23 protein-coding genes, 1 tRNA gene and 1 pseudogene are annotated in these 22,979 nt (G+C 60.7%); 7 read left to right on the top strand and 18 right to left on the bottom strand.

Features of this window, described 5'->3' with window-relative positions; genetic code table 11:
- Positions 1–30: 30 nt before the first annotated feature.
- From IHQ71_RS09295 to IHQ71_RS09285, 3 genes are read left to right on the top strand one after another with little or no spacing between them, the layout of a single operon-like run.
- The gene (locus IHQ71_RS09295; RefSeq protein ID WP_258161687.1) at positions 31–1,602 is read left to right on the top strand and encodes an undecaprenyl-phosphate glucose phosphotransferase; all 1,572 of its coding nucleotides are present in this window, start codon (positions 31–33) and stop codon (positions 1,600–1,602) included.
- The gene (locus IHQ71_RS09290) at positions 1,599–2,846 is read left to right on the top strand and encodes an O-antigen ligase (protein ID WP_258161686.1); all 1,248 of its coding nucleotides are present in this window, start codon (positions 1,599–1,601) and stop codon (positions 2,844–2,846) included. Before IHQ71_RS09295 ends, IHQ71_RS09290 begins: the two co-directional genes overlap by 4 nt.
- Positions 2,843–3,991 (top strand): glycosyltransferase family 4 protein, encoded by a 1,149-nt coding sequence (locus tag IHQ71_RS09285; protein WP_258161685.1) that lies wholly within the window; start codon positions 2,843–2,845, stop codon positions 3,989–3,991. The genes IHQ71_RS09290 and IHQ71_RS09285 overlap by 4 nt, the downstream gene beginning before the upstream one ends.
- A 61-nt stretch (positions 3,992–4,052) precedes the next feature.
- On the opposite strand, the gene IHQ71_RS09280 is transcribed toward IHQ71_RS09285, so the two are convergent.
- The gene (locus IHQ71_RS09280; protein ID WP_258161684.1) at positions 4,053–5,126 is read right to left on the bottom strand and encodes a hypothetical protein; all 1,074 of its coding nucleotides are present in this window, start codon (positions 5,124–5,126) and stop codon (positions 4,053–4,055) included.
- A gap of 165 nt (positions 5,127–5,291) precedes the next feature.
- Here IHQ71_RS09280 and IHQ71_RS09275 point away from each other — a divergent pair.
- Positions 5,292–5,368, top strand: a tRNA-Pro gene (locus IHQ71_RS09275).
- 151 nt (positions 5,369–5,519) lie between these two features.
- On the opposite strand, the gene IHQ71_RS09270 is transcribed toward IHQ71_RS09275, so the two are convergent.
- The 8 genes from IHQ71_RS09270 to IHQ71_RS09235 all read right to left on the bottom strand — a co-directional run bounded on the left by IHQ71_RS09270 (position 5,520) and on the right by IHQ71_RS09235 (position 10,879).
- Entirely contained in the window at positions 5,520–5,744 is a 225-nt protein-coding gene (locus IHQ71_RS09270) for a hypothetical protein (RefSeq protein ID WP_258161683.1), read from the bottom strand.
- A gap of 419 nt (positions 5,745–6,163) precedes the next feature.
- A complete protein-coding gene (locus tag IHQ71_RS09265; protein WP_258161682.1) occupies positions 6,164–6,514 on the bottom strand; it encodes a DUF982 domain-containing protein in 351 nt (116 codons plus the stop codon).
- 150 nt (positions 6,515–6,664) lie between these two features.
- Positions 6,665–7,213 (bottom strand): MerR family transcriptional regulator, encoded by a 549-nt coding sequence (locus tag IHQ71_RS09260; protein ID WP_258161681.1) that lies wholly within the window; start codon positions 7,211–7,213, stop codon positions 6,665–6,667.
- Positions 7,214–7,218: 5 nt separating this feature from the next.
- Positions 7,219–7,539, bottom strand: coding sequence for an integration host factor subunit alpha (locus IHQ71_RS09255; protein WP_258161680.1), 321 nt, complete (start codon positions 7,537–7,539; stop codon positions 7,219–7,221).
- Between the two features lie 107 nt (positions 7,540–7,646).
- Positions 7,647–8,618: a beta-ketoacyl-ACP synthase III gene (locus IHQ71_RS09250; protein WP_258161679.1), complete on the bottom strand. Its 972-nt coding sequence runs from the start codon at positions 8,616–8,618 to the stop codon at positions 7,647–7,649.
- A 7-nt stretch (positions 8,619–8,625) separates the two neighbouring features.
- Positions 8,626–9,690 carry a phosphate acyltransferase PlsX gene (plsX, locus tag IHQ71_RS09245; RefSeq protein WP_258161678.1) on the bottom strand — a complete coding sequence of 355 codons (1,065 nt, stop codon included), beginning with the start codon at positions 9,688–9,690 and terminating at the stop codon, positions 8,626–8,628.
- Positions 9,691–9,776: 86 nt separating this feature from the next.
- Positions 9,777–10,334: a DUF177 domain-containing protein gene (locus IHQ71_RS09240; RefSeq protein WP_258161677.1), complete on the bottom strand. Its 558-nt coding sequence runs from the start codon at positions 10,332–10,334 to the stop codon at positions 9,777–9,779.
- On the bottom strand, positions 10,331–10,879 hold the full coding sequence (locus IHQ71_RS09235) for a ubiquinol-cytochrome C chaperone family protein (protein WP_258161676.1): 549 nt from the start codon (positions 10,877–10,879) through the stop codon (positions 10,331–10,333). Before IHQ71_RS09235 ends, IHQ71_RS09240 begins: the two co-directional genes overlap by 4 nt.
- Before the next feature lie 249 nt (positions 10,880–11,128).
- Here IHQ71_RS09235 and IHQ71_RS09230 point away from each other — a divergent pair, with 249 nt between their 5' ends.
- Positions 11,129–11,587 (top strand): outer membrane protein assembly factor BamE, encoded by a 459-nt coding sequence (locus IHQ71_RS09230; RefSeq protein WP_258162788.1) that lies wholly within the window; start codon positions 11,129–11,131, stop codon positions 11,585–11,587.
- Between the two features lie 93 nt (positions 11,588–11,680).
- On the opposite strand, the gene IHQ71_RS09225 is transcribed toward IHQ71_RS09230, so the two are convergent.
- The 4 genes and pseudogenes from IHQ71_RS09225 to ribH form a co-directional block, all read right to left on the bottom strand.
- Positions 11,681–13,816 (bottom strand): sodium-translocating pyrophosphatase, encoded by a 2,136-nt coding sequence (locus tag IHQ71_RS09225; protein WP_258161675.1) that lies wholly within the window; start codon positions 13,814–13,816, stop codon positions 11,681–11,683.
- A gap of 210 nt (positions 13,817–14,026) precedes the next feature.
- A pseudogene (locus IHQ71_RS09220) lies at positions 14,027–15,241 on the bottom strand (MFS transporter); the annotation flags it as partial.
- 12 nt (positions 15,242–15,253) lie between these two features.
- Positions 15,254–15,733 carry a transcription antitermination factor NusB gene (gene nusB, locus IHQ71_RS09215; RefSeq protein WP_258161673.1) on the bottom strand — a complete coding sequence of 160 codons (480 nt, stop codon included), beginning with the start codon at positions 15,731–15,733 and terminating at the stop codon, positions 15,254–15,256.
- 1 nt (position 15,734) lies between these two features.
- Positions 15,735–16,193: a 6,7-dimethyl-8-ribityllumazine synthase gene (ribH, locus tag IHQ71_RS09210; protein ID WP_258161672.1), complete on the bottom strand. Its 459-nt coding sequence runs from the start codon at positions 16,191–16,193 to the stop codon at positions 15,735–15,737.
- 203 nt (positions 16,194–16,396) lie between these two features.
- Here ribH and IHQ71_RS09205 point away from each other — a divergent pair, with 203 nt between their 5' ends.
- The gene (locus IHQ71_RS09205; protein WP_258161671.1) at positions 16,397–16,636 is read left to right on the top strand and encodes a hypothetical protein; all 240 of its coding nucleotides are present in this window, start codon (positions 16,397–16,399) and stop codon (positions 16,634–16,636) included.
- Positions 16,637–16,708: 72 nt separating this feature from the next.
- Here IHQ71_RS09205 and IHQ71_RS09200 read toward each other — a convergent pair whose 3' ends face one another.
- From IHQ71_RS09200 to nrdR, 3 genes are read right to left on the bottom strand one after another with little or no spacing between them, the layout of a single operon-like run.
- Positions 16,709–17,314, bottom strand: a complete 606-nt coding sequence (locus IHQ71_RS09200; RefSeq protein ID WP_258161670.1) for a riboflavin synthase — start codon at positions 17,312–17,314, stop codon at positions 16,709–16,711.
- A 3-nt stretch (positions 17,315–17,317) separates the two neighbouring features.
- Entirely contained in the window at positions 17,318–18,403 is a 1,086-nt protein-coding gene (ribD, locus tag IHQ71_RS09195) for a bifunctional diaminohydroxyphosphoribosylaminopyrimidine deaminase/5-amino-6-(5-phosphoribosylamino)uracil reductase RibD (RefSeq protein ID WP_258161669.1), read from the bottom strand.
- Between the two features lie 3 nt (positions 18,404–18,406).
- Positions 18,407–18,886 carry a transcriptional regulator NrdR gene (nrdR, locus tag IHQ71_RS09190; RefSeq protein ID WP_258161668.1) on the bottom strand — a complete coding sequence of 160 codons (480 nt, stop codon included), beginning with the start codon at positions 18,884–18,886 and terminating at the stop codon, positions 18,407–18,409.
- A gap of 190 nt (positions 18,887–19,076) precedes the next feature.
- Here nrdR and IHQ71_RS09185 point away from each other — a divergent pair, with 190 nt between their 5' ends.
- On the top strand, positions 19,077–20,330 hold the full coding sequence (locus tag IHQ71_RS09185) for a glycosyltransferase (RefSeq protein ID WP_258161667.1): 1,254 nt from the start codon (positions 19,077–19,079) through the stop codon (positions 20,328–20,330).
- 95 nt (positions 20,331–20,425) lie between these two features.
- Here the strand turns inward: IHQ71_RS09185 and glyA are convergent, their stop codons facing one another.
- Together glyA and IHQ71_RS09175 are read right to left on the bottom strand one after the other, a co-directional pair.
- Complete coding sequence (glyA, locus tag IHQ71_RS09180) at positions 20,426–21,715, bottom strand: serine hydroxymethyltransferase (RefSeq protein WP_258161666.1); 1,290 nt, start codon at positions 21,713–21,715, stop codon at positions 20,426–20,428.
- 173 nt (positions 21,716–21,888) lie between these two features.
- Positions 21,889–22,716: a calcium-binding protein gene (locus IHQ71_RS09175; protein WP_258161665.1), complete on the bottom strand. Its 828-nt coding sequence runs from the start codon at positions 22,714–22,716 to the stop codon at positions 21,889–21,891.
- Between the last annotated feature and the right edge of the window lie 263 nt (positions 22,717–22,979).

Raw genomic sequence — 22,979 nt, 5'->3', positions numbered from 1 at the left:
GCCGACCAAACGCGTTTTGAGTAAAAGAGCATGAATCAGGCAGACAAGAACGAAGACGAGTTCGACGTCGAGCGCTTGCGCAAGCAGGTCTCCGAGATCCGCACGATCAGCACCGAGGAAACCACGTCGGGCAAGCGGCCGAGCCAGCCCGCCGAACTCAACGATTTCGCCAAGCGCGTCGCCGCGCAGTTCCGCGAGGACAAGTTCTCGCCGGCGATGATGACGGGTCTTTTCCGCCTGGTCGATTTCGTGATGTTGTTCCTGATCGGCTGCGCCATCAGCTTCTCCTACGTCCAGGAACCGCGCGTGATGGCGCTCTATACGCTCACGATCGCGTCGGGCGCGGCACTGAGCGTGCTGTTCATCCAGATGGCGGATTGCTACCAACTGCCGGTGCTCAGGGCGCCGAAATCGTCGCTGCCGCCGCTTCTCGGCGCATGGGCACTGTCCTTCGCCGCCATGACCATGATGCTGTTCTTCTTCAAGGCGGGCGGAACCTATTCGCGCGTCTGGTTCGCCGCCTGGTTCCTGTCCGGCGCCTCCTATCTCGTGGCCGAGCGCTTCCTGCTGGCCTGGAGCCTGAGGCGCTGGCTGCGCAACGGCATGCTCGAGCGCCGCGCCGTCATCGTCTGCGGCGGCCAGCCGGCGCAGGAACTGATCCGCAATCTCGAAAGCCAGCCCGACAACGATATCCGCATCCTCGGCGTGTTCGACGACCGGCTCGACCGCCGTTCGCCTGACCTGATCGCCGGCTACCCCAAGCTCGGCACGGTAACGGAACTGGTCGAGTTCGTGCGTGCTGCCCGTGTTGACATGCTGATCATTTCGCTGCCGATGACGGCCGAGAAGCGCATCCTCGACCTCCTGCGCAAGCTCTGGATCCTGCCGGTCGATATCCGGCTCGCAGCGCATTCGAGCAAGCTGAAGTTCCGACCGCGCGCGTATTCCCACATCGGCAAGGTCGCGATGCTCGATGTGTTCGACCGGCCGATCAACGACTGGGATTCAGTGGCCAAGCGCATTTTCGACATCGTCTTCGCGACGATCGCCATCGCCTGCTTGTGGCCGGTGATGCTGGGCGCGGCGCTGGCCGTCAAGCTCACCTCCAGAGGACCGATCATCTTCAAGCAGAAGCGGCATGGCTTCAACAACGAGACGATCAACGTCTTCAAGTTCCGCTCGATGTACACGCATCTGTCCGACGTCACCGCTGCCAACGCGGTGACCAAGGGCGACCCGCGCGTGACGCCGGTCGGCCGCTTCATCCGAAAGACGTCGATCGACGAATTGCCCCAGCTCTTCAACGTATTGGCGGGCGGACTTTCGCTCGTTGGCCCACGCCCGCACGCTGTCCTCGCCCAGACGCATGACCGCGTTTACGCCGATGTCGTGGAAGGCTATTTCGCCCGCCATCGCGTCAAGCCGGGTGTCACCGGCTGGGCGCAAATCAACGGCTGGCGCGGCGAGATCGACTCGGACGAGAAGATCCGCTTCCGCACCGCCTACGACCTCTACTATATCGAGAACTGGTCGCTCTGGTTCGATCTCAAAATCCTGTTCCTGACGCCGATCCGGTTGCTCAACACGGAAAACGCCTATTGACCGCGATCGGGGCCAGTCACGCCGGAGCGTTCAAACCGGGCCTCGCAAGCGTGCGGCTCGTCGGCTCCGGCCTTGTGGCCTTCGGCGTGTTCCTGTCGGGCTTCGTCATCAACGAACCTGCGCCTTACGAAGTCTTCATGGCGTTCCTGATCGGCGGCTGGTTCATCCTCGGCCTCAGGATCTCTCGCACGACGGGCGCTTTGCTCGCCTTCATGCTTGTCTTCATGACCGGTGGCTTCCTGTCGCTGACCCAGATGGCCAGGATCGGCGAGGCCCCGATCTACATGGGCGTGTCGCTTTTCCTCTGCCTGTCGTCGGTCTTCTTCTCGGCGATCATCGAGGATGACTGGCATCGGCTGAGGCTGATCTTCAACGCCTGGGCGGCCGCCGCCGTGATCACCGCCATGCTCGGCATCGTGGGCTATTTCAAGCTGTTTCCCGGTTCGGAAATCTTCACGCTCTACGACCGGGCCAAGGGTGCGTTCCAAGACCCGAACGTGTTCGGACCGTTCCTGATCGCGCCGTCGCTCTATCTCATTCATTCGATGCTGACGGGCAAGATCGCGACATTCCCGATCAAGGCGTTTTCGCTCGCCGTCATCACGATCGGCGTCCTGCTCTCCTTCTCGCGCGCGGCCTGGGCGCTCTTTCTTTTCTCGGCTATGATGATGGTGCTGGTGATGTTCATCAAGGAGCGCTCCGGCGCCTTCCGCTTGAAGATCATCGCGCTGGCGCTAGCCGGCCTGATCTTCGCGGTCGTCGCACTGGTCGTCGCGTTGCAGATCCCGCAGGTCGCAGATCTGCTCACCTCGCGCGCGTCGCTCGAGCAGGATTACGACAGCGGCCACCTCGGCCGTTTCGATCGCCACAAGCTCGGCTTCCTCGCGGCGATGGGCCAGCCGCTCGGCATCGGGCCGATGGTGTTCAGCACGATCTATCCCGAGGACGAGCACAATATCTGGCTGAAATCGCTGACCTCCTACGGCTGGCTCGGCTTTGTCGCCTATATCGGCCTCGTCTGGACGACGATCTGGTTCGGCTTCCGCTACCTGCTGCGCGAACGCCCCTGGCAGCCCTATCTGATGATCGCCTGGATCACCATCTGCGGCCATGAACTGATCGGCAATGTCATCGACACCGACCACTGGCGCCATCACTTCCTGCTGTTCGGCATTGTCTGGGGCTGTGCGGCGCTCGAGCACGGCTACCAGAAGCGGCGCGCAAGGGCGCCCGCCGCGACATGACGACGAATGCGCAACTCAATATCCTCCAGGTACTGGAGCCAAGCGGTGGCGGCTCCGGCCGTCATTTCGTCGATCTGTGCGGCGCGCTTGCAGGGTCCGGCCACAATGTCACGGCGATCTATTCCGCCACCCGCGCCGAGCAAAGGTTTGTCGATGAACTGACCGCTCAGCCGCTCCAATCCATCATCGCGGTTCCGATGAGCCGCGCGCCCTCCACTTCGGATTTCGCCGCATGGCGGGCCATCAACCGTGTGATGCGCGAACACGGGCCGTTCGACGTCGTCCACGGCCACAGTTCCAAAGCCGGTGCGCTGACCCGCATCAGGTTTCCCGGCCGGCACGTTCCGCGCATCTATACGCCGCATGCGTTCCGGACCATGGATCCGACGCTCGGCAAGGGCGGCCGGCGCATCTATGGAATGATCGAGAGCCTGCTCGGCCGGCATTTCTCCGATGCCGTCATCTGCGTCTCCGAGGACGAAAAGAAGCACGCCGCAACCGCGCTCGGCATTCCCGAACGCCTGCTGCACACCGTGATCAATGGGGTCGATCAGACCCCACCGGGGGACAGGGAAGAAATCCGCGCGCAACTCGGCGTGAGACCCGAAAATTTCGTCTTCGGCTTCGTCGGCCGGCTCTCGCCGCAGAAGGCGCCGGAGCGGCTGATCGAGGCGTTCCGGCGGATCGCCGCCGATCGCGCGGATATCGAACTGGCGATCGTCGGCTTCGGCGAACTGCTCGACGACGTCAAAATCCAGATACTGGAAGCCGGGCTCTCGGACCGGGTGCATGTGACCTCTGATATCCCCGGTGCCCAGGCGATGCAGGCCTTCGACGCATTGATCATGCCGAGCCGCTACGAGGCGATGTCCTATGTGATGCTGGAAGGCGCGGCAGCCGGCCTGCCGATGGTGCTCACCGATGTCGGCGGCGCGACAACAGTGGTCGATCACGGCTTCAATGGCTTCATCGTGCCGAATGACGACGATCCGCATGAGCTTGCGGAAGCCATGCGCACGCTCTCGACGGCCGAGGGCTTCGACGCCATGCGGCACGCGGCCGAGGCTAGGAGGAACCGTTATTCACTGGATGTGATGGCCCGGCAGACCGAAGCGGTGTACCGGCATGTCTTAGCGGCAAGATGATGGGACTCGCTGCCCGACAAGAGGGCGATGCAAAAAGAACGCATGCGACCAAGTGCGGTATTCAAGACTCGTCCTGTGCCTTCAAGGCTTCCTTCAGACGATGCAGAAGATACCGGCTTTGCTTGTGTTTGAGCGCCCATATTTCCGCTGTCGTCTTGGCAAATTCCTCGAGTGTCATCTCATAAGGCTCCGCAGCCTGCGGAATATGGACTTCTCCAAAGAGCGGGTCGCCCGGAAGTTCGCGGCCAAAATATTCTCTCGCAACGGCCCCGTTGCTGGCGCGCATCCGTTCCAGAATTTCTTTCGCCATATCCGGCGGAAGTCCTAGGGGGGGACCTGGATCTTTCACCTTGGAGACAACATCCGAAAGGTTTCCACGCCGCGCAAGATGGTTTTTGTCTCCCACGTTGGGAAGAAATGCGTTGAGAATGCGAAGATATTCGGCCTGCCTCGCATCGAGGCGAGTGTTCAGCGGCTCTTCCGGCTCGCTCCAGCCGATGTCTGCCGGCAAGGCCGCAGCGGCCGCGAAGTCGTCCAGGATATTGCTGTTATGCAGATGATTGAACAATCTCGCTACGATGTTCTCTTTGCCAAAAACTATCGCCCATCGCTGCAGAAGCTTTTCGTAATCGAATCTCGCTGCAATAACGTGTTCGGAGGGGAATCCGAGCGGCTGGGCGCTGCCGCTTCTCACGGCCGTTGAATGCATGCTCAGCATCGCTTCGTCCTGCCGCCTGAGGTAGACGACAATCGTGATCGTCTCCGCCAACGGCGCTAGCAAGTCCCGCAGGCGCCGGACATCGTTCTCGTGAATCAACCGGCTTGAGCAATGCTCGTTAGAGAGCAATATGGCATCACAGCCGCACTCCGACACCTCGCGCGCCAGTTCGCCCAGGAAGTCCGCCTTCAAGCCGGCAGCATCGCCCGGCGATCTGATGCCCGCCATGATCCGGATCTCGTCACCGCGTGCGTCGTCCATGGCGAACGCGGCCAGCTTGATGTGGTTCGTCTCCCCCGGCGCATGAGGATAGAGAACGCCCGCGCTGCGAAGGGCGTCCCTCGAATTGGCAAATGTCTGCTGCAGGTAGGTTGAGGCCGTATTTTCGACGCCGATGTGCAGGACTAATCTTTTCATTGATGAGACATGATGCCTGCCCGCTTCGATGGTGCGTTTCTATCGACCCGGCGGGCTGATTGCAATGCAGGAGCAACCGTTCTGGCCCTTGAGCCGAAAAAACGGATTTTGCCTCTTGCGCTTAAAAGCCGGAAAAGCTAACGAGTGCAAGCCTTCGGGCAGGGTCGGAGTGTAGCGCAGCCTGGTAGCGCACTTGACTGGGGGTCAAGGGGTCGTCGGTTCAAATCCGGCCACTCCGACCATTTTAGATCAATGACTTAGCCCCAGTAAGTCACCAATCAACAATTGACGGATTTCGCCGCCTGAGAAACCACTCGGGGTTTTCGGCACGCCCGCGAAATCAGGAAGCCCGCCGTCGTGGGACGGCGGGCTTCGATTGTGCCGGTTTTGATCTCAATGCTTCGTGTCTGAAAACCTGTCCTGCGCGGTGCGGGCGCACAGATCATAGAGCTTGCCTGTTTCCGTCGTGCCACTCTGATAGGCACGAATGACAAAGGCGCCGAACTGCTGCTGGCGCGCGATATCGCGTGAAAACCAAGGTTCGGCGACGATCTTCCTGAAGACGTCCTGCACCACCTGAAACTCGTCGGACCGCAAAATGCCCGGATAATTCCTCATGCGCTTCCTCCCCCTAGCACCATTAGAACTCTCGTATATATGTAGGGAAGATTTATGCGAACTCCACTAAAAACTGATGCCGGAAAGCCTGCGTACGATAGCGCACGAATCCTGGAAATGCCCGGCCGCTGAACAATTCTCCGGCTTGGAGCGCTTCAGGGTTAAATGGAAGCAGTTCTGTTGGCTCAAGCGGAGTCGCATGTTTGACCGGTGGGCCACGCGTCGTAGCCAAAGCATACGGCCAAGCCGGCCGGTCAAAGAGGCGGCCCGCTTCAGCCAACCCGAAGGGCCGGTCATCTTTCCGCCAGGATCAGAGGCGATCGGTTCTGCCGTACATCTGGGTACGACCTTCGCCAATCGCCTCTGCCCTGACGAAAACCTGCTCCGGCAGAACTGCTTCCATTTAACCCTGAAGTGCTCTAATTCCGGGACTGGAGAAATACCTGTTCGGCGGCGATCAGCTGGCGGGCCACCTCTCCGATCTCCATTTCGAACTTCTCGAAATTGTTCGCACGCTGGTTGACGACGTAAGCGAATTTCGCCGCCTTGGCGGCCTCGACCAGGAAAAGCCGCGCCATATCATCCGAAATATAGCCCTTCAGCGCCCGTGAGCAGCCGACAACGGCGTGCTTGTAGCTGCGGCTGTCCTTCGCCGGCCACTTTTCGAGAAGGCATCGAGCAGCCTCACGCGTGTTGGAAATGCGGACATATTCACGCTTGTCGCCAACGATCTCGATATAGACTACTTTTGTCCACTCTGCCGTCCTCATGGCGGCTCCCCTTTTCGTCATAGAGTCATTCTATGACGTCGGGTGTAGCGCGCCTTGCTTGCACGAAGGTTGCATCTCTTCAAACGGCAGCCGAGGCCGATATCCTCAAAGCCGTGCATGACCTGTTCGAGCGTTAAATTCTGAAGAGGATCAGCGAACCTGATCGAGCAGGCGCTTGCATTCGAGCAGATCGAACAACGCCTCCTGCAACAATGCCCGGTCTTCCTTGCCGATCATATTGCCGGTCGCGGAAAAGTCCTGGTCCTCATTGCCGCTGATCAGGCCGAAGAACCGCCGGCTTGATGGCGCCTTGGGCCGTCCGACGATCTGGTCGTCTTCGAAAACCACATTCTTCTGCTGATTCTGTGCCGTGGGCGTCTCGTCCTCGGCTTCGCTCTGGGCGGCGAGCGCCTCCATGGTCGCGAGATCGCCGGAAGCGGCAGCGGCGACGAATTTGTTGCCGTTGTTCTTCAGAAGCTTCTGCACGCCCTTGATCGTATAGCCGTGATCGTAGAGCAGATGCCGGATGCCTTTCAGCAGTTCGACGTCATCGGGCCTGTAATAGCGCCGGCCACCGCCGCGCTTCATCGGCTTGATCTGCGGAAAGCGCGTTTCCCAGAAACGAAGCACGTGCTGGGGAAGGTCGAGGTCATCGGCGACCTCGCTGATCGTCCTGAAAGCGTCGGGACTCTTTTCCATCAGCCTCAGGCTTTCTTGGTCTTGCGGCTCAGGTGGCTCTTCAGGATGCGGCTCTTGAGCACGTTGGAGGCTTTGAAGGTCATGACACGGCGGGGCGAAATCGGCACTTCCTCGCCGGTCTTGGGATTGCGACCGATCCGCTCGTTTTTCGAGCGCACCTGGAAGGTGGCGAAGGAGGAGAGTTTTACGCTCTCGCCGCGCACGATCGCGTTACAGACCTCGTCGATGACAGTTTCGACGAGCTGGGCCGATTCGGTGCGCGAAAGGCCCACCTTGCGGAAGACCGATTCTGCCAGATCCGCCCTCGTCACAGTCTTGCCGCTCATGATCCCCCGCTTATCATTCACTGATTAAAGTGGATTTTTTGGGAGAGTATTGTTGTTGGCGGTTCGGGTCAAGCGGGATCATGAACAGGCGTATGATACTGTAATGATTACCAGCGTAGCAAAACCGAGCCCCAGGTAAAGCCGCCGCCCATCGCTTCCAGAAGCACGATATCGCCCTCCTTGATCCGCCCGTCGCCTGCAGCCGCGGCAAGCGCCAGCGGGATGGAGGCAGCCGAGGTATTGCCGTGCTGATCGACAGTCACGACAACCTTTTCCATCGGGATTCCGAGCTTCCTGGCCGAACCTTCGATGATGCGGATATTGGCCTGATGTGGGACCAGCCAGTCGATATCCTCGACTTCGAGTGCGGTCGCGGCCAAGGCGTCGTAGACAACATCCGTGATCATGCCGACGGCGTATTTGAAGACCTCGCGGCCTTCCATGTGGATGAAGCCCGCCTGTCCGGTGGTCGATGGACCACCGTTGACATAGAGCTTGTCCTTGTGGCTGCCGTCGGACCTCAGATGCGAGGTGAGGATACCGCGATCGCCGGCAGTTCCCTGCCCTTCCTGCGCTTCGAGCACCACCGCGCCGGCGCCGTCGCCGAATAGCACGCAGGTCGTGCGGTCATTCCAGTCGAGAATGCGGGAGAACGTCTCCGCACCGATGACGAGGACGCGCTTGGCCATGCCGCCACGAATATAGAGGTCGGCGGTCGACATCGCATAGACGAACCCGGTGCAGACGGCCTGGATATCGAACGCCGCCCCATGCTTCATGCCGAGCCGGTTCTGGATATTCACCGCGCTTGCGGGAAATGTGTTGTCGGGCGTAGAGGTCGCCAGGATGATCAGGTCGATGTCGTCGGGCGTCAGCCCGGCATTGTCGAGCGCCGCGCGCGCAGCCGCTTCCCCGAGCGACGCCGTCGTCTCGCTCTCATCGGCGATGTAGCGCTGGCGGATGCCGGTGCGCTGTACGATCCATTCGTCCGTGGTGTCGACCTTGGATTCCATTTCCTGATTGGTCAGCACACGCTTTGGCAGAGCCGAGCCAAAGCCGCGGACCACTGATCGAATCATGCTCAATTCAAACAATCCCTGTCGCCGTTTCTTCCTCGACGTCCGACGGCGGGACGACAAGGGCATGAAATTTCTTCAAATCGGCTTCAATCTTTTCGAAAAGCCCGTTGCGGACCATGTCATAGCCCACCTTGATGGCTGCGGCATAGCCCTCGCCATCGGTTCCGCCATGACTTTTTATGACAATGCCGTTCAATCCGAGAAACACGCCGCCATTGACCTTCTTTGGATCCATCTTCTCGCGGACCCGGTCGAAAGCACTCTTGGCCAGCAGGTAACCGATCTTGGCCATCCAACTGCGCATGATCGATTCCCGGAGATATTCGGCTATCTGCCGGGCCGTGCCTTCAGCCGCCTTGAGAGCGATGTTGCCAGTGAAGCCCTCGGTAACCACGACATCGACGGTGCCCTTGCCGATATCGTCACCCTCGACGAAGCCGAAATAATTGATTGTGTCGAGATTGGCCTCGCGAAGAAGACGACCAGCCTCCTTGACCTCTTCCTGCCCCTTGATCTCCTCGACGCCGACATTGAGCAGGCCCACCGTCGGCCGCTTGACCTCGAAGAGCGCGCGCGCCATGGCGCCGCCCATTATCGAGTAGTCGAGCAATGCCTGAGAATCCGCGCCGATCGTGGCGCCGACATCGAGAACGATGCTCTCGCCGCGCCTCGTGGGCCATATGCCGGCGATCGCCGGCCGTTCGACATTGGCCATGGTGCGCAGACAGAATTTCGACATCGCCATCAATGCACCGGTATTGCCGGCTGAAACCGCGACATCGGTCTCCTTGAGCTTGACCGCCTCAATCGCCTTCCACATCGACGAGGTGTATCGCCCCCGGCGCAATGCCTGGCTGGGCTTTTCATCCATCCGAATGGCAACATCGCAATGGCGAAATTCGGCCTTGGCCTTGAGTTTCGGAAACCGGTCGAGTATCGGCCTGCAGGCCGCTTCCTGCCCGAAGATGATATACTGGATGTTAGGCTCGCGATCGAGCGCTATTGCGGCACCCTCGATGCAGACTTCCGGGCCGATATCGCCCCCCATCGCATCGATCGAAATCTTGACCACGCTTGCGTCTTCCTTGTTGCCTTGACCGTTTTGCCGGCCGATTGTGGTTCCGTGTGGCGACGTCGCGAGATCGCTGACGACCGCCGTTATTCGCCTTTCAGGCTCTTGAGTACCGCGAAAGGGGACGGCTTGCTGTCCTTCTCGGGGCTGCCTTCAATGTGATTTGCGAATGCGATGCCCGGCTTGCGGGGATAGGGATCGAGCGCCATGGCGACGATCTCCGACACGACGGCTCCGACGTCGATCGCATCGCCCATGAAAGTCTCCGGAATATCCGGACCATCCGGATCGATCAGGATCTCGCCCTGGTCGTTCGCCGGAATGCGCGCCAGCGCCGACCCTTCGGGCGCGAACAGCTCATCGAACTCCTCGTCGATAACTTCCGGCACGGGATCGAGAGTCACGACGCAAGCCTGGGTCACTTCGGCATGCACCGTTCCGAAAACCTTGACGCCGTCCTTTTTCCACCGGCGCAGCTTGAGCTCCGCCGATAGCGCCTCTACGCCCAGAATGTCCCAGAGCTTGGCAAGTGCAGCGCGCTCCCCGGCATCGGCCTCGATGCGGACGTCGAGCGCGTTGTGCGAGATATGGCCGACCTTCACGCGATAGCTGAAGGGCGGCGGACCGGACGTGTCCCTCGTCATGCTTCCTCCTTTTCCACCCCGGCGAGATGCGCCTCACCGCTCCTGAGGATGGATTCGGGCACTTTTTTCAATTCTTCTTCTGCCTTCAGCATATAATGCGCCAGTCCGCGCATAGAAAGCGTCTTGTCGGTGTTTTCCGGATGAATATTCCGCAGAAGTGCGGCCTCCAGCGCGATTTCGTCAGAGTTTTCCAACGCCCGGGCGTAGGAATCGAGCCGGCCATAGAACATGCCCGCCAGCTTCTTCATCCGCTTCGGCACGCCGTTGTCGCCGATACCGAGTTCCCGCATCGAATGGTCGAGATCCTCGAAAAAGGCCTCGACAATATCCTGCGCGATCGCCTTGACCTCGTCTCCGGTGCTTGACGTACGGCGGAAATACAGAATCAGCGCGATCGAAAGCATCTCGAAGCGGCCCATCACGGTATCGGGCACGTTCATGGCTTCAAAGAACGCCGGCGCACGGGCAGCTGTTGTCAGAATACCATACTGACGAACCATGATGGCCTGGTTCACCTTATTTTTCCGGAACAGTCTGAAAATCATCAATTTGCCCTGATTTGGCGTTCTGAAATCCGATGCAATCGTGGACGGCTTGTTGCATCCGCAAAGAAGCTGGTTTACCGAAGCAGGCACGAAAAGCAATGGCGCAGGCTTATTCAGGGAAACTGCGTCGCTTCGATGGCAGTAAGACGAAAATGGCGGCCGACCCAGTCCGCCGGGCGACGATCTTGGGAGATAGTGTTGGGAATTGAAGTCAAGAATAACCGCACCCTGAAGGCGAGCGGCATCGTAATGGCTGTGCTTGCGACGACGGTTTCGCTATCTTCCTGTCAGGGCATGGGCGATACGATCCAGAATGGCTATGTCGTGGATGAGCAGACGCTGGCACTGGCCCCGGCGGGTTCGAGCCGCGAGCAGGTGCTGCTGTCGCTCGGTTCGCCGTCTGCAATGGCGACCTTCGACAACGAGGTTTTCTATTACATTTCGCAGAAGCGCACACGAATGGTGGCCTTCATGAAGCCCAAGCTCGTCGAGCAGAGCATTCTGGCTGTCTATTTCAACAAGGACGGAGAAGTCGATCGACTGGCGAACTACAAGCTCGAGGACGGCCGCGTGATCAACATGCTCGGCCGGACGACGCCGACCGGTGGCAGCGAGATGACATTCCTGATGCGCCTGCTCAAGGGTGGCGTCAACCCGGCCGACGCGGCGGCACAGCTGCTCAATACAAACCGCGGCACGAAGTACTGATTTCCGGCCGGGCTGCTTTCCGCCCGGCTTTCGCGGCGAACAAAACAAAACCGCGCCGGATCACTCCGGCGCGGTTTTCTTGTTTCAGCGATATCAACCAGCCAGCACGGCGAGCAGCAGCAGCGCCACGATATTGGTGATCTTGATCGCCGGGTTGACGGCAGGGCCGGCGGTGTCCTTGTAGGGATCGCCCACGGTATCGCCGGTCACCGAGGCCTTGTGCGCCTCGGAGCCCTTCATGTGCTTGACGCCGTCCTTGTCGACGAAGCCATCCTCGAAGCTCTTCTTGGCATTGTCCCATGCGCCACCACCCGAGGTCATCGAGATGGCAACGAACAGGCCGTTGACGATGACGCCGAGCAACGAGGCGCCGAGTGCGGCGAAGGCAGAGGCCTTGGAGCCCGAGATCAGCAGCACGCCGAAATAGACGACGAGCGGCGCCAGAACCGGCAGCAGCGACGGCACGATCATTTCCCGGATCGCAGCCTTGGTCAGCAGGTCCACCGCACGGCCATAGTCCGGCTTCTCGGTGCCCGCCATGATGCCCGGCTTATCCTTGAACTGGCGGCGCACTTCCTCGACGATCGCACCGGCGGCACGGCCGACGGCGGTCATCGCGATACCGCCGAACAGGTAGGGGATAAGACCGCCGAAGATCAGGCCGGCGACGACGTAAGGGTTGGAGAGGTCGAAGGAGATCGTCCCGACATCCGCGAAATACGGATATTGCGTTCCGTTCGCCGCGAAATACTTGAGGTCGTTCGAATAAGCCGCGAACAGCACCAGCGCGCCGAGACCGGCCGAACCGATCGCGTAGCCCTTTGTGACTGCCTTTGTGGTGTTGCCGACCGCGTCAAGCGCATCGGTGACTTTGCGGACCTCGGGATCGAGATGGCTCATTTCGGCGATGCCGCCGGCATTGTCCGTGACCGGGCCGAAAGCGTCGAGCGCGACGATCATGCCGGCAATGCCGAGCATGGAGGTGACCGCGATGCCGGTGCCGAACAGGCCGCCAAGCTGGTAGGTGGCGATGATGCCGAACACGATGACGATCGCGGGAAGCGCGGTTGACTCAAGGGAAACCGCGAGACCCTGGATGACGTTGGTGCCGTGTCCGGTGACGGAAGCCTGGGCGATCGAATTGACCGGCCGCTTGTTGGTGCCGGTATAATATTCGGTGATCACCACGATAAGCGCGGTCACGATCAGGCCGACCAGGCCGCAGAGGAACAGACTGGTGCCATTGACCATGGCGCCTTCCTTGCCGAAATCACCCCAGCCGACGGTCAGATAAGTGGCGCCGGCAAGCGCTCCGATCGACAGCACGCCGGTCACGATCAGGCCCTTGTAGAGCGCGTTCATGATGTTGTTGTCGGAACCGAGCTTGACGAAGAAGGTGCCGATGATCGAGGTGATGATCGAGCCGCCGCAGATGGCGAGCGGATAGATCATGGCGCTTTCGAGCGAAGGCGTGCCGGCAAAGAAGATCGCCGCCAGAACCATGGTCGCGACTACGGTCACCGCATAGGTTTCGAACAGGTCGGCGGCCATGCCGGCGCAGTCGCCGACATTGTCGCCGACATTGTCGGCGATCGTTGCCGGGTTGCGCGGGTCGTCTTCCGGAATGCCGGCCTCGACCTTGCCCACGAGGTCGCCGCCGACGTCCGCACCCTTGGTGAAGATGCCGCCGCCGAGACGGGCGAAGATCGAGATCAGCGAAGCGCCGAAGCCGAGCGACACCAGCGCGTCGATAACATCGCGGCTGCCGCGCTCATGACCCATGACGTCTGTCAGCAGCCAATAGTAAACAGCGACGCCGAGTAGGGCGAGGCCGGCGACCAGCATGCCGGTGATGGCGCCAGACTTGAAAGCGATGTCGAGGCCGGCAGCCAGGCTCTTGGACGATGCCTGGGCGGTGCGCACATTGGCGCGCACCGAGACATGCATGCCGATGAAGCCGGCGGCGCCCGAAAGCACCGCGCCAACCAGGAAGCCGAAAGCCGCTTCCGCCGACAGAAGGAAGAATGCGAGAATGAAAACAGCGACGCCGACAATGCCGATCGTCCGGTATTGGCGTGTGAGGTAGGCCTGAGCGCCTTCCCTGATATAACCTGCAATTTCCTGCATGCGGGCATTGCCCTGATCGGCAGCAAGGACCGATTGGGTTGCCCAGATCGCATAGGCCACGGACAAAAGTCCGCAGACTATGACGGCAAACATGATGCTCATTCCTCAATTCCTCCAAATTTGGCGGACACGCGTCCCGCCCAAAGACTGCCGCGGCCGCCCGGCAAATACTCCCCGATGCACAGGCGTGCGGAACCGCGGGCGAGATTGCTTGCTGCAAAATGCGGCGTCAAGTATCCCCACACCCATTCGTTCGATAGGGTGCAAAGAATTCAGTAGTTTTGCTTAAAATGTTTAGGCCGGGTCGCCCACAGCCACTTTCCGGCGCGACAGGAAGAACAGAAGCACCAGTCCGGTGATCGCAAGAGGCCAGAGCGGGAGAATCATCGCATCCCAGCCATAGGCACTGAAAACCTGGCCCGAGGCGAAGGAAGAGAGCGCCACCGTGCTGAACAGGATAATGTCGTTGAAGCCCTGCACCTTGTCGGCTTCACTTGGACGATAGCTCGCGGCGACGATGGCCGTCGAACCGATGAAGCCGAAGTTCCAGCCGATGCCGAGCAGGATCAGCGCGCCCCAGAAGTTCCAGAGTTCGATGCCGGCATGGGCGACCAGCGCGCAAACCATGAGGATGCCCAGCCCCATTGCCACCACTTTCTCGGCACCGAAGCGGTTGATGAGCCGGCCCGTGAAGAAGCTCGGCCCGAACATGCCAAGCACGTGCAACTGAATGCCCCAGAGCGAGAGGTCGTTGGAGAAGCCGCATTCGATGACCATGGCCAGCGGGGCACCGGTCATCATGAAGGTCATCAGCGAATACGATGAGATGCCGCAGAACATCCCTGTCAGGAAACGCTGCGTCATGACGATCTCGGAAAGCGGCCGTGCCGGATCAGCGCCGGACGCGGCGTGATCGGTTAGCGCGGGCAGCCTGAGAAAAAACATGGTGGCCGCAGCCGCGAGCCCGAGCGGCACGAACATCAGGAAGGCTCCGGCGAAGGGCGCGGCCGCAAAGAGGTTCTGTGAATAAAGCGCCAGTTGAGGGCCAAGGACCGCGGAGATTATTCCTCCGGCAAGGATCCAGGAAATCGCCGAGGCCTTGTAGCTCGCCGGCGACGCATCCGCGGCGGCAAAACGGATTTTCTGCGTGAAGCCGCCGGAGACGCCGCAGACGATGAATGCCGTGACCAGGAGCCAGAAGCTCTGCTGGAAGAGCGCGATCATGGCGACCACGCCGCCGATTGCCGTCAGGCAGGCGCCAATGATGAAGCCGAGCTGGCGGCCGAGCAGGCGGGCGACGATCGCAACGGCGATCGCACCGCCGGAAACGCCGACATTGAAGGCAGTCAGCGGCGCGGTCGCGAGGCCCTTGTCGTCACCCAGCATCTGGTAGGCGGCGATCCCGCCGAGTGCGAAGACGATCGGCGGCGCGCTGCCGAGGATGGCTTGTGCGGTGGTCAGCAGCGCGACGTTGCGCTTGGCCGAGCCGAGATCGATTTCGCTACCCGTGCCCGCCACTGCCGCCATGAGATATCTGCCTTACTTCTTGTCGCCGCGAACTTTTCGCGCAACGGAATCGAGGACCGCATTAACCAGCTTCGGCTCATCCTCGCTGAAGAAGGCGTTGGCGATCTCGACATATTCCGTGACGATCACCGCCACCGGCACATCCTTGCGCTCGATCAGTTCGAAAACCCCTGCCCGCATGATGGCGCGGATGGTGGCATCGAGACGCGACAGCGGCCATCCTTCGATCAGGGAATCGGCGATCAACGGATCGAGCGCACGCTGGTCCTTGACCACGCCCGCGACGATCGACCGGAACCAGGAGGCGTCGGCCTTCAGGTATTGGTCGCCATCGAGTTCCTGGCCGAGCCGGAAATTCTCGTATTCGGAAACGATCTCCAGCACGCCGGTGCCGGACAACTCCATTTGGTAGAGCGCCTGCACGGCGGCCAGCCGCGCCGCGCCACGCTGGTTGGCCTGCTTGATCTCGTCCTTGTTTCCGTCAGCCGTCATTTCAGGCGCCGAACTTCTTCTTGAGCGCGATCATGGTCAGCGCCGCATTGGCAGCGAAACCGCCCTTGTTGAGGTCCTTGAGCTTGGCGCGGCGCCAGCCTTGTTCATCGTTCTCGACGGTCAGGATACCGTTGCCGATGGCGAGCGACTCGCTGACCGCGAGATCCATGATCGCGCGCGCGGATTCATTGGCAACAATGTCGAAATGATAGGTCTCGCCACGGATGATCATGCCGAGGGCGACGAAACCGTCATAATGCGTGCCGTCATTGTCGGCACCGTCGAGCGCCATGGCGATAGCGGCGGGGATTTCCAGCGCACCGGGCACGGTGACGACATCACAGGTCGCGCCGGCTTCCTTGATCGCCTCGGTTGCACCTTCCAGCAGGGCATCGGCCATGTCGTCATAGAAGCGTGCTTCGACGATCAGGAGATGGGGTGCTTGCTTTTTCTTGGCCATGAACATTCCTCAAAGGACGGCAGAAGGCGAATTGCCTCATAATTGAGCGGGGTAAAACCACGGACAGGCTGGGTTGGCAAGTGAATTCTGGGAATGTCACCCCCTCCAAAATAAGAACGATCCGTCAATAGAGGAGCTTTCCAAATCAAGCGGATTGCCGTAGTGTTGACTTGAAAATGCCACTTTGCCGTTAGGAGTACGACATGACCCGCTCGCTCACGATCACGTTCGCATTGTTGGGTTCGATTGTAGCTGGCGGTGCCCATGCCCAGTCGACGACCAACGATCCGACCGGCATCAACGTCATCGACGAGCCGACGATCAACCAGCAGCGTGGTTCGATCGGGCAGACGACCTATAGCTCGATTCCCAAGAACGAGCGCAACTACTGGAATAGCGGACCGCTTCTCGACCTCAACCTCGACGGCGCGGTTGACGAGTAAGATTAAGGCTTTAATCCGTCGGATAATGACAAAGGCGCCCGGTGGACCGAGCGCCTTTTTTGATTCCCGCTGTCAGTCGAATTCCTTGAGCCGCGCGGCGTAGCGCGCCATCGTATCGGCCTCGAAATTCACGAAATCGCCAGCCTTGCGATCGCCCCAGGTGGTGACTTCGAGCGTGTGGCGGATCAGCAGCACGTCGAACAGATCGCCATCGACCTTGTTGACCGTCAGCGACGTACCGTCGAGCGCGACGGAACCCTTCTGCGCCACGAACTTGGCATGGCCCTCCGGCGCACGAAGCGTGTAGCGAACCGCGTCGCCTTCTTCCTCGACCGAGACGATCTCCGCCATGCCGTCGACATGGCCGGACACGATATGGCCGCCGAGTTCGTCGCCGATCTTCAGCGCGCGTTCGATATTGACCCGCGCGCCTTCCTGCCAGACGCCCGCCGTGGTGAGCCGCAGCGCCTCTTCCCAGGCTTCGACCTCGTGCCAGCGCTCGTTGGAACCGGCATCCGGCAGCGCGGTCACGGTCAGGCAGACGCCGGCATGCGAAATCGATGCACCAAGCGCAATGGTCGCCGGATCCTCGTTTGTCGCCACCCGCAGCCGGATGCCTTCGTTGAGCGGCGTGATCCTGTCGATGGTGCCGATATCGGTGACGATGCCTGTGAACATGATCTATGCCTTTATATATTCGCGGAGACGGTCGGCGCCGAAGACCGCTTCCATCCGCAATTTGAAGCCTTCCGGCAGGTTGTCGCGTGTCACCGGCGATGCGATGCCGTCTTCACCGACGACGATGTCGGACGAAAACAACATGATGCGGTCAACCAGCTCCTGCGCGAGAAACGCCGTCGCGGCCCGCCGCCCGCCCTCGACGATCAGCGAGGAGATGCCGCGCCCCGCCAGCATTTCGAGCAGTATCTGGTAGTCCGGACCTGTGATATCAAGCACCTCGACGCCAGCGGTTTCGAGTGCCGTGCGGCGCCCTCCATCCACATCGGGGCTTCCGGCGACGAGCAGCGGATGACCCTCCCTGATGCCGGCCACGAGTTTAGATGACAGCGGCGTCGCGAGCCGCCGGTCCAGCACCACACGCACCGGCGAGCGGTCCTCCAGCCCCGGCAGGCGGCAGGTCAGTTCCGGATCATCGGCAAGCACGGTACCGATGCCGATCAGGATCGCATCGCTCTCGGCTCTGAGGATATGCGACTGCGCGCGCGCCTCGCGGCCCGTGATGGCAACCTGCCCTCCGTCCTCACGGCCGATCATGCCATCGACGGAAACGGCAAGTTTCAGAGTCACTTGCGGCCGTTTCCTGCGTTGGCGATTCATATAGGCTTCAAGCTGCGTCTCAGCTTGCGCCTCGAGCACGCCGGCTACGACCTCGATACCCGCCGCGGCCAGCATCCCGAGGCCCCTGCCCGACACGCGCGGATCTGGATCCGTCGCGGCAACGACGACCCGCGCCACGCCATAGGAAATCAGTGCTTCGGTGCAGGGCGGCGTCTTGCCTTGATGGGAGCAGGGTTCGAGCGTTACATAGGCGGTGGCGCCGCGCGCCGCCTCGCCCGCGTCGGCAAGCGCCTGGGTCTCGGCATGCGGCCGGCCCGTGCGCGCGGTGACGCCACGTCCGACGATGACGCCATCCTTGACGATCAGGCAGCCGACCGAGGGGTTGGAGCCGGTGGCGCCGAGATGCCAGCGAGACAGGCGGATGGCGGCAGCCATGAAGCGTTCGTCTTCATGCCGCTGATCATCCATCACTCAGCGCTCGTTGCCCGGGTCGCGGGCAATCTTCGCCGAGATCTGGGTGATCGCCTCGGAGAAATCCTCGATATGGGTGAAGTCGCGATAGACCGAGGCGTAGCGGACGAACGCCACGTCATCGAGGCTTTTCAGCGATTCCAGCACCTGCGTGCCGATGTCCTCCGACGAGATTTCAGTCTCGCCGGAACTTTCCAGCCTGCGGATGATGCCGGAGACGGCGCGCTCGATGCGGTCACGATCCACCGGGCGCTTTCGGAGTGCGATCTCGAAGCTCTTGACCAGCTTGTCGCGCTCGAAGGGTACCTTGCGGCCGGATTTCTTGATCACGGTCAGTTCGCGCAGCTGCACGCGCTCGAAGGTGGTGAAACGGCCGCCGCAATCGGGGCAGATGCGCCGGCGTCGGATCGAGGAACCATCCTCGGCGGGCCGGGAATCCTTGACCTGTGTGTCTTCCGAATTGCAGAACGGGCAGCGCATGGGAACCTTGGATCGATGATTTATCCTGACATGCCTTTAACGTTAGCCGCTGGCACTCACAAGAGGCCACGCCACGCAATCGCGGCCAGCCTCGATTTCATGTGTGCACCGCGGCGAGCCGCCGCTTGACACGCAAACGCTTTTGGCAAGTATGCAAGCCGGATGCGGGACCGAACTGGAACTAACACGCTTGGCTTCGAGAACGATCGAAATCATCTACTTTGACGCCGGCGGCGGCCACAGGAATGCGATGCATGCCCTATCGCGCCTGCTGGAAAAGCAGCACCCCGACTGGCGGATCGTTCCCGTCGATCTGCAGAAACTGCTCGAACCGATCGATCCCGTCCATCGCCTGACCCGGCGCGTCACGGGTTCGCTGCAACGCCTGCTCATCCCGGTGGCGCCGAAGCTCAATCTTTCGGGCTGGCAGGCACAGGATATCTACAATACGGCGCTCAAACGTGGCACCACGCGGGGCCTCGGCGCGATCCTGCCGATCCTGCAGGGCTTCGTGCGCCGTTATTCACAGGAGATCGAACAGCTTCTCGTCGACCGGTGGCGCAATCCGGAAACGGCGAGGCCCGATCTCGTCCTGTCGGTCATCCCCAATTTCAACCGCGTGATGTTCTGCGCGCTTCGCGCCTTCGCATCAGACATTCCATACCTCACGGTCATGACCGATATGGTCGATTATCCGCCGCATTTCTGGATGGAAGACCAGGATCAGTTCATCGTCGCAGGCACGCCGAAGGCCGCCAAGCAGGCACGCGCCACAGGCTTCTATGCCGAGAACCGGATTTTCGAAGTCTCGGGCATGATCCTCAAGGACTCTTTCTACCAGCCACCGCAATCAAAGGCGATGAGCCTGAGCGGGCTCGGCCTCTCTGAGGATCGTGCGACGGCGCTGATCATGTTCGGCGGCAACGGCTCCTTCGCCGCGACCCACACCATCCTCGGGCAATTCGAGAAATCGGGACTGGATGTCCAGACGATCGTCATGTGCGGCAACAACAAAAAGCTCCTCGAAAGCCTCCAGGTGCGCGCCAATTGCCATCCGGTCGGCTTCGTCAACAATGTCGCGGATTATCTGCGGCTCGCGGATTTCTTCATCGGCAAGCCCGGCCCGGGCAGCCTGAGCGAGGCCATTTTCACCGGCTGCCCCGTCATCATCGAGCGCAATGCAAGCACACTGCCGCAAGAACGCGCCAATGTCGAATGGGTGCGCGACAACGGTCTCGGCATCGTGGTCCGCAGCTTCCGCAAGGACATCGCCGGTGCAGGTGAACGCATGCTGCGTGATCTCTCACGCTACAAGGCCAATATCGCGGCCAATGTCATCGAAAACCGGGCCGTGTTCGAGATCGCCGATATTGTTGACAAGATCATGTCCACCCCGGCGGCACGGCCGGTGCGGCTGGTCTCCTCGCTCGCGCTCGAAGGCTGACAGCCTGGCTACTCGCGCCTTTTGAACAGCCCACACATGAAAAACCCTCCCCGTTGCCGGAGAGGGTTTGATTTTCGGCCTGAAGCCAATCGCGCTTACATATAACCATACATCGGGAAGCGGCCGGTTAGAGCCATGACCTTGTCGCGCACCTTGGCTTCGGTTGCCGCATTGCCTTCATCGGAATTGGCTTCGCGCAGGCCGTCGAGCACTTCGACGATCAGGTTGCCGATCTCGGTGAATTCGGCTTCCTTGAAACCGCGGGTCGTGCCGGCCGGCGTGCCCAGACGGACGCCCGAGGTCACGAAGGGCTTTTCCGGATCGAATGGAATGCCGTTCTTGTTGCAGGTGATATACGCGCGACCGAGGGCGGTTTCGGCGCGCTTGCCCGTGGCGTTCTTCTTGCGCAGGTCGACCAGCATCAGGTGGTTGTCGGTGCCGCCGGAGACGACGTCGAGGCCATTCGACTTCAGCGAGGCTGCGAGTGCCTTGGCGTTCTTGACCACCTGGGCGGCATAGTCCTTGAACTCCGGCTTCAGCGCTTCTCCGAAGGCCACGGCCTTGGCGGCGATGACATGCATCAGCGGACCGCCCTGCAGGCCGGGGAACACGGCCGAATTGAACTTCTTCGCCAGATCCTCGTCATTGGTCAGGATCATGCCGCCGCGCGGACCGCGCAATGACTTGTGGGTCGTGGTGGTGGCGACATGGCAATGCGGGAACGGCGACGGATGCTGGCCGCCGGCGACGAGGCCGGCGATATGGGCCATGTCGACCATCAGGTAGGCACCGACGCTGTCGGCGATCTCGCGGAACTTCCGCCAGTCCCAGAAACGTGAATAGGCCGTGCCGCCGGCAATGATCAGCTTCGGCTTGTGCTGCTCGGCCTTGCGGGCCACATCTTCCATGTCGAGCAGGTGATCTTCCTCGCGTACGCCATAGGAGACGACGTTGAACCATTTGCCGGACATGTTGACCGGCGAGCCGTGGGTCAGGTGACCGCCCGAATTGAGGTCGAGACCCATGAACGTATCGCCGGGCTGCAGGAGCGCCAGGAACACGGCCTGATTCATCTGCGAGCCGGAATTCGGCTGGACGTTGGCGAAGTTGACGCCGAACAACTGCTTGGCGCGATCGATCGCCAACTCCTCGGCGATATCGACATACTGGCAGCCGCCATAGTAGCGCTTGCCCGGATAGCCCTCGGCATATTTGTTGGTCATGATCGAGCCCTGTGCCTCGAGCACGGCGCGGGACACAATGTTCTCCGACGCGATCAGCTCGATCTCGTGGCGCTGGCGGCCGAGTTCCTTGGAGATCGCGCTGGCGATGTCTGGATCGGTATCGGCAAGCGTGCGGGTGAAAAAGGCGTCATTGGCGCTCATGTCTTCGATCTCTCTCCGGGATAGGTGACCTGACTGTCGATCAGGGTCTTAGCGGGAGAGGCTGCCAAGGGCAAGACGGTTTGCGCCGGGCGATGTGGCACTTGCGTCGTACCTTAAAAAGTGACCCTCCGGCACGCAGCTTTGCGCATCGGAGGGTCGGTCGTGTGTGGAAATTATAGAGCAAAGTTGAAGTCGTTGAGCTCCATGGTCTCGATATCGGAATTCTCGAACTGCGCGACATAGGTCCGGCCGCCGGCTTCCGTGCCGTTGGCATCGAACCAGAGCTTGCCTTCGTCCCCTTCGAAGATGAACTGCGCGTGCGTGCCTTGTGCCGTCGCGGTGTCCGAGTTTCTGAGTTCACTGACATCGAAGGTATCGCCGAGGCCGAAATCCGACAGCTTGATGAAGAACATGTCGGCGCCTTCTTCGAAGCCGATGATCGTGTCGTAGCCGCTATCGTTTTTCAGCACGGCTTCCGTGTCGCCGTAGTTCATGGTCAGCGTGTCGAGACCGTCATCACCTTGGATACGGCCGCCGTCATCATGGCTCATGTAGTCGCCGCCGCCAGCCACCAGGTCGTCGCCGTCGCCGCCTCGGGCGATACCGCCGCGGCCTGCTTGCAGGATGTCGCCGTAGCCACTGCCGATCACGTTTTCCACGCGGTTGAACGTGTCACCAGCCGCACCGTCGGCGGAAGTATTTGCAGCGAGCTGAGCAAGCACCTTCTCCGAAGAGCCAGAGTAATCGACCGTATCCTTGCCACGCCCGCCAATGAATTCGTCGGCGCCATCGCCACCGATCATCGTGTCACTGCTGGCACCGCCGATCAGCTTGTCGTCGCCTTCGCCGCCATCGAGAAAGTCATTGCCCTTGCCACCATTCAGGATGTCGTTATCGCCGAAGCCGTAAAGGTGATCGCTGCCACCAAGGCCGGAGAGCGTATCTTGGTCGTCAGTGCCGTCGAGGGTGTTGTTCTTTGCATTTCCAGTCTTGATTGCCATAATTCGTTCCTTTGAAAGTTGAACGGCGTTGGGAGGAGGATGCCGCTTTCGATAGGGCTGGAAGATGCCGGCGTTTCATTTTCAGCGCTGTTCCCGAAGGCACTGCATTAAGCAAAAGTCACGAATAGCCACAAATTTGTGAAATTATTTGGGAATTTTTTCACTTCATGCTTCGCTGGACCAGTCGCCGACTTTGTTCGCGAGTGCTACTGCGAGCAAAAATGAAGGCAGCCGGCGCATGGATGCGCCGGCTGCCTTGCGTG

The organism is Rhizobium sp. TH2, assembly GCF_024707525.1.
Classification (GTDB): Bacteria; Pseudomonadota; Alphaproteobacteria; order Rhizobiales; family Rhizobiaceae; genus Rhizobium_E.
Note: the sequence above shows the minus strand (reverse complement) of the source record. Positions and strands in the feature narration are given on the sequence as shown.

Coding starts and splice junctions, on each gene's coding strand:
- IHQ71_RS09295 (WP_258161687.1), top strand. CDS start 31: ATGAATCAGGCAGACAAGAACGAAGACGAGTTCGACGTCGAGCGCTTG.
- IHQ71_RS09285 (WP_258161685.1), top strand. CDS start 2,843: ATGACGACGAATGCGCAACTCAATATCCTCCAGGTACTGGAGCCAAGC.
- IHQ71_RS09280 (WP_258161684.1), bottom strand. CDS start 5,126: ATGAAAAGATTAGTCCTGCACATCGGCGTCGAAAATACGGCCTCAACC.
- IHQ71_RS09270 (WP_258161683.1), bottom strand. CDS start 5,744: ATGAGGAATTATCCGGGCATTTTGCGGTCCGACGAGTTTCAGGTGGTG.
- IHQ71_RS09265 (WP_258161682.1), bottom strand. CDS start 6,514: ATGAGGACGGCAGAGTGGACAAAAGTAGTCTATATCGAGATCGTTGGC.
- IHQ71_RS09260 (WP_258161681.1), bottom strand. CDS start 7,213: ATGGAAAAGAGTCCCGACGCTTTCAGGACGATCAGCGAGGTCGCCGAT.
- IHQ71_RS09255 (WP_258161680.1), bottom strand. CDS start 7,539: ATGAGCGGCAAGACTGTGACGAGGGCGGATCTGGCAGAATCGGTCTTC.
- IHQ71_RS09250 (WP_258161679.1), bottom strand. CDS start 8,618: ATGATTCGATCAGTGGTCCGCGGCTTTGGCTCGGCTCTGCCAAAGCGT.
- IHQ71_RS09240 (WP_258161677.1), bottom strand. CDS start 10,334: ATGACGAGGGACACGTCCGGTCCGCCGCCCTTCAGCTATCGCGTGAAG.
- IHQ71_RS09235 (WP_258161676.1), bottom strand. CDS start 10,879: ATGATTTTCAGACTGTTCCGGAAAAATAAGGTGAACCAGGCCATCATG.
- IHQ71_RS09230 (WP_258162788.1), top strand. CDS start 11,129: ATGGCTGTGCTTGCGACGACGGTTTCGCTATCTTCCTGTCAGGGCATG.
- IHQ71_RS09225 (WP_258161675.1), bottom strand. CDS start 13,816: ATGAGCATCATGTTTGCCGTCATAGTCTGCGGACTTTTGTCCGTGGCC.
- nusB (WP_258161673.1), bottom strand. CDS start 15,733: ATGACGGCTGACGGAAACAAGGACGAGATCAAGCAGGCCAACCAGCGT.
- ribH (WP_258161672.1), bottom strand. CDS start 16,193: ATGGCCAAGAAAAAGCAAGCACCCCATCTCCTGATCGTCGAAGCACGC.
- IHQ71_RS09205 (WP_258161671.1), top strand. CDS start 16,397: ATGACCCGCTCGCTCACGATCACGTTCGCATTGTTGGGTTCGATTGTA.
- IHQ71_RS09200 (WP_258161670.1), bottom strand. CDS start 17,314: ATGTTCACAGGCATCGTCACCGATATCGGCACCATCGACAGGATCACG.
- ribD (WP_258161669.1), bottom strand. CDS start 18,403: ATGGATGATCAGCGGCATGAAGACGAACGCTTCATGGCTGCCGCCATC.
- nrdR (WP_258161668.1), bottom strand. CDS start 18,886: ATGCGCTGCCCGTTCTGCAATTCGGAAGACACACAGGTCAAGGATTCC.
- glyA (WP_258161666.1), bottom strand. CDS start 21,715: ATGAGCGCCAATGACGCCTTTTTCACCCGCACGCTTGCCGATACCGAT.
- IHQ71_RS09175 (WP_258161665.1), bottom strand. CDS start 22,716: ATGGCAATCAAGACTGGAAATGCAAAGAACAACACCCTCGACGGCACT.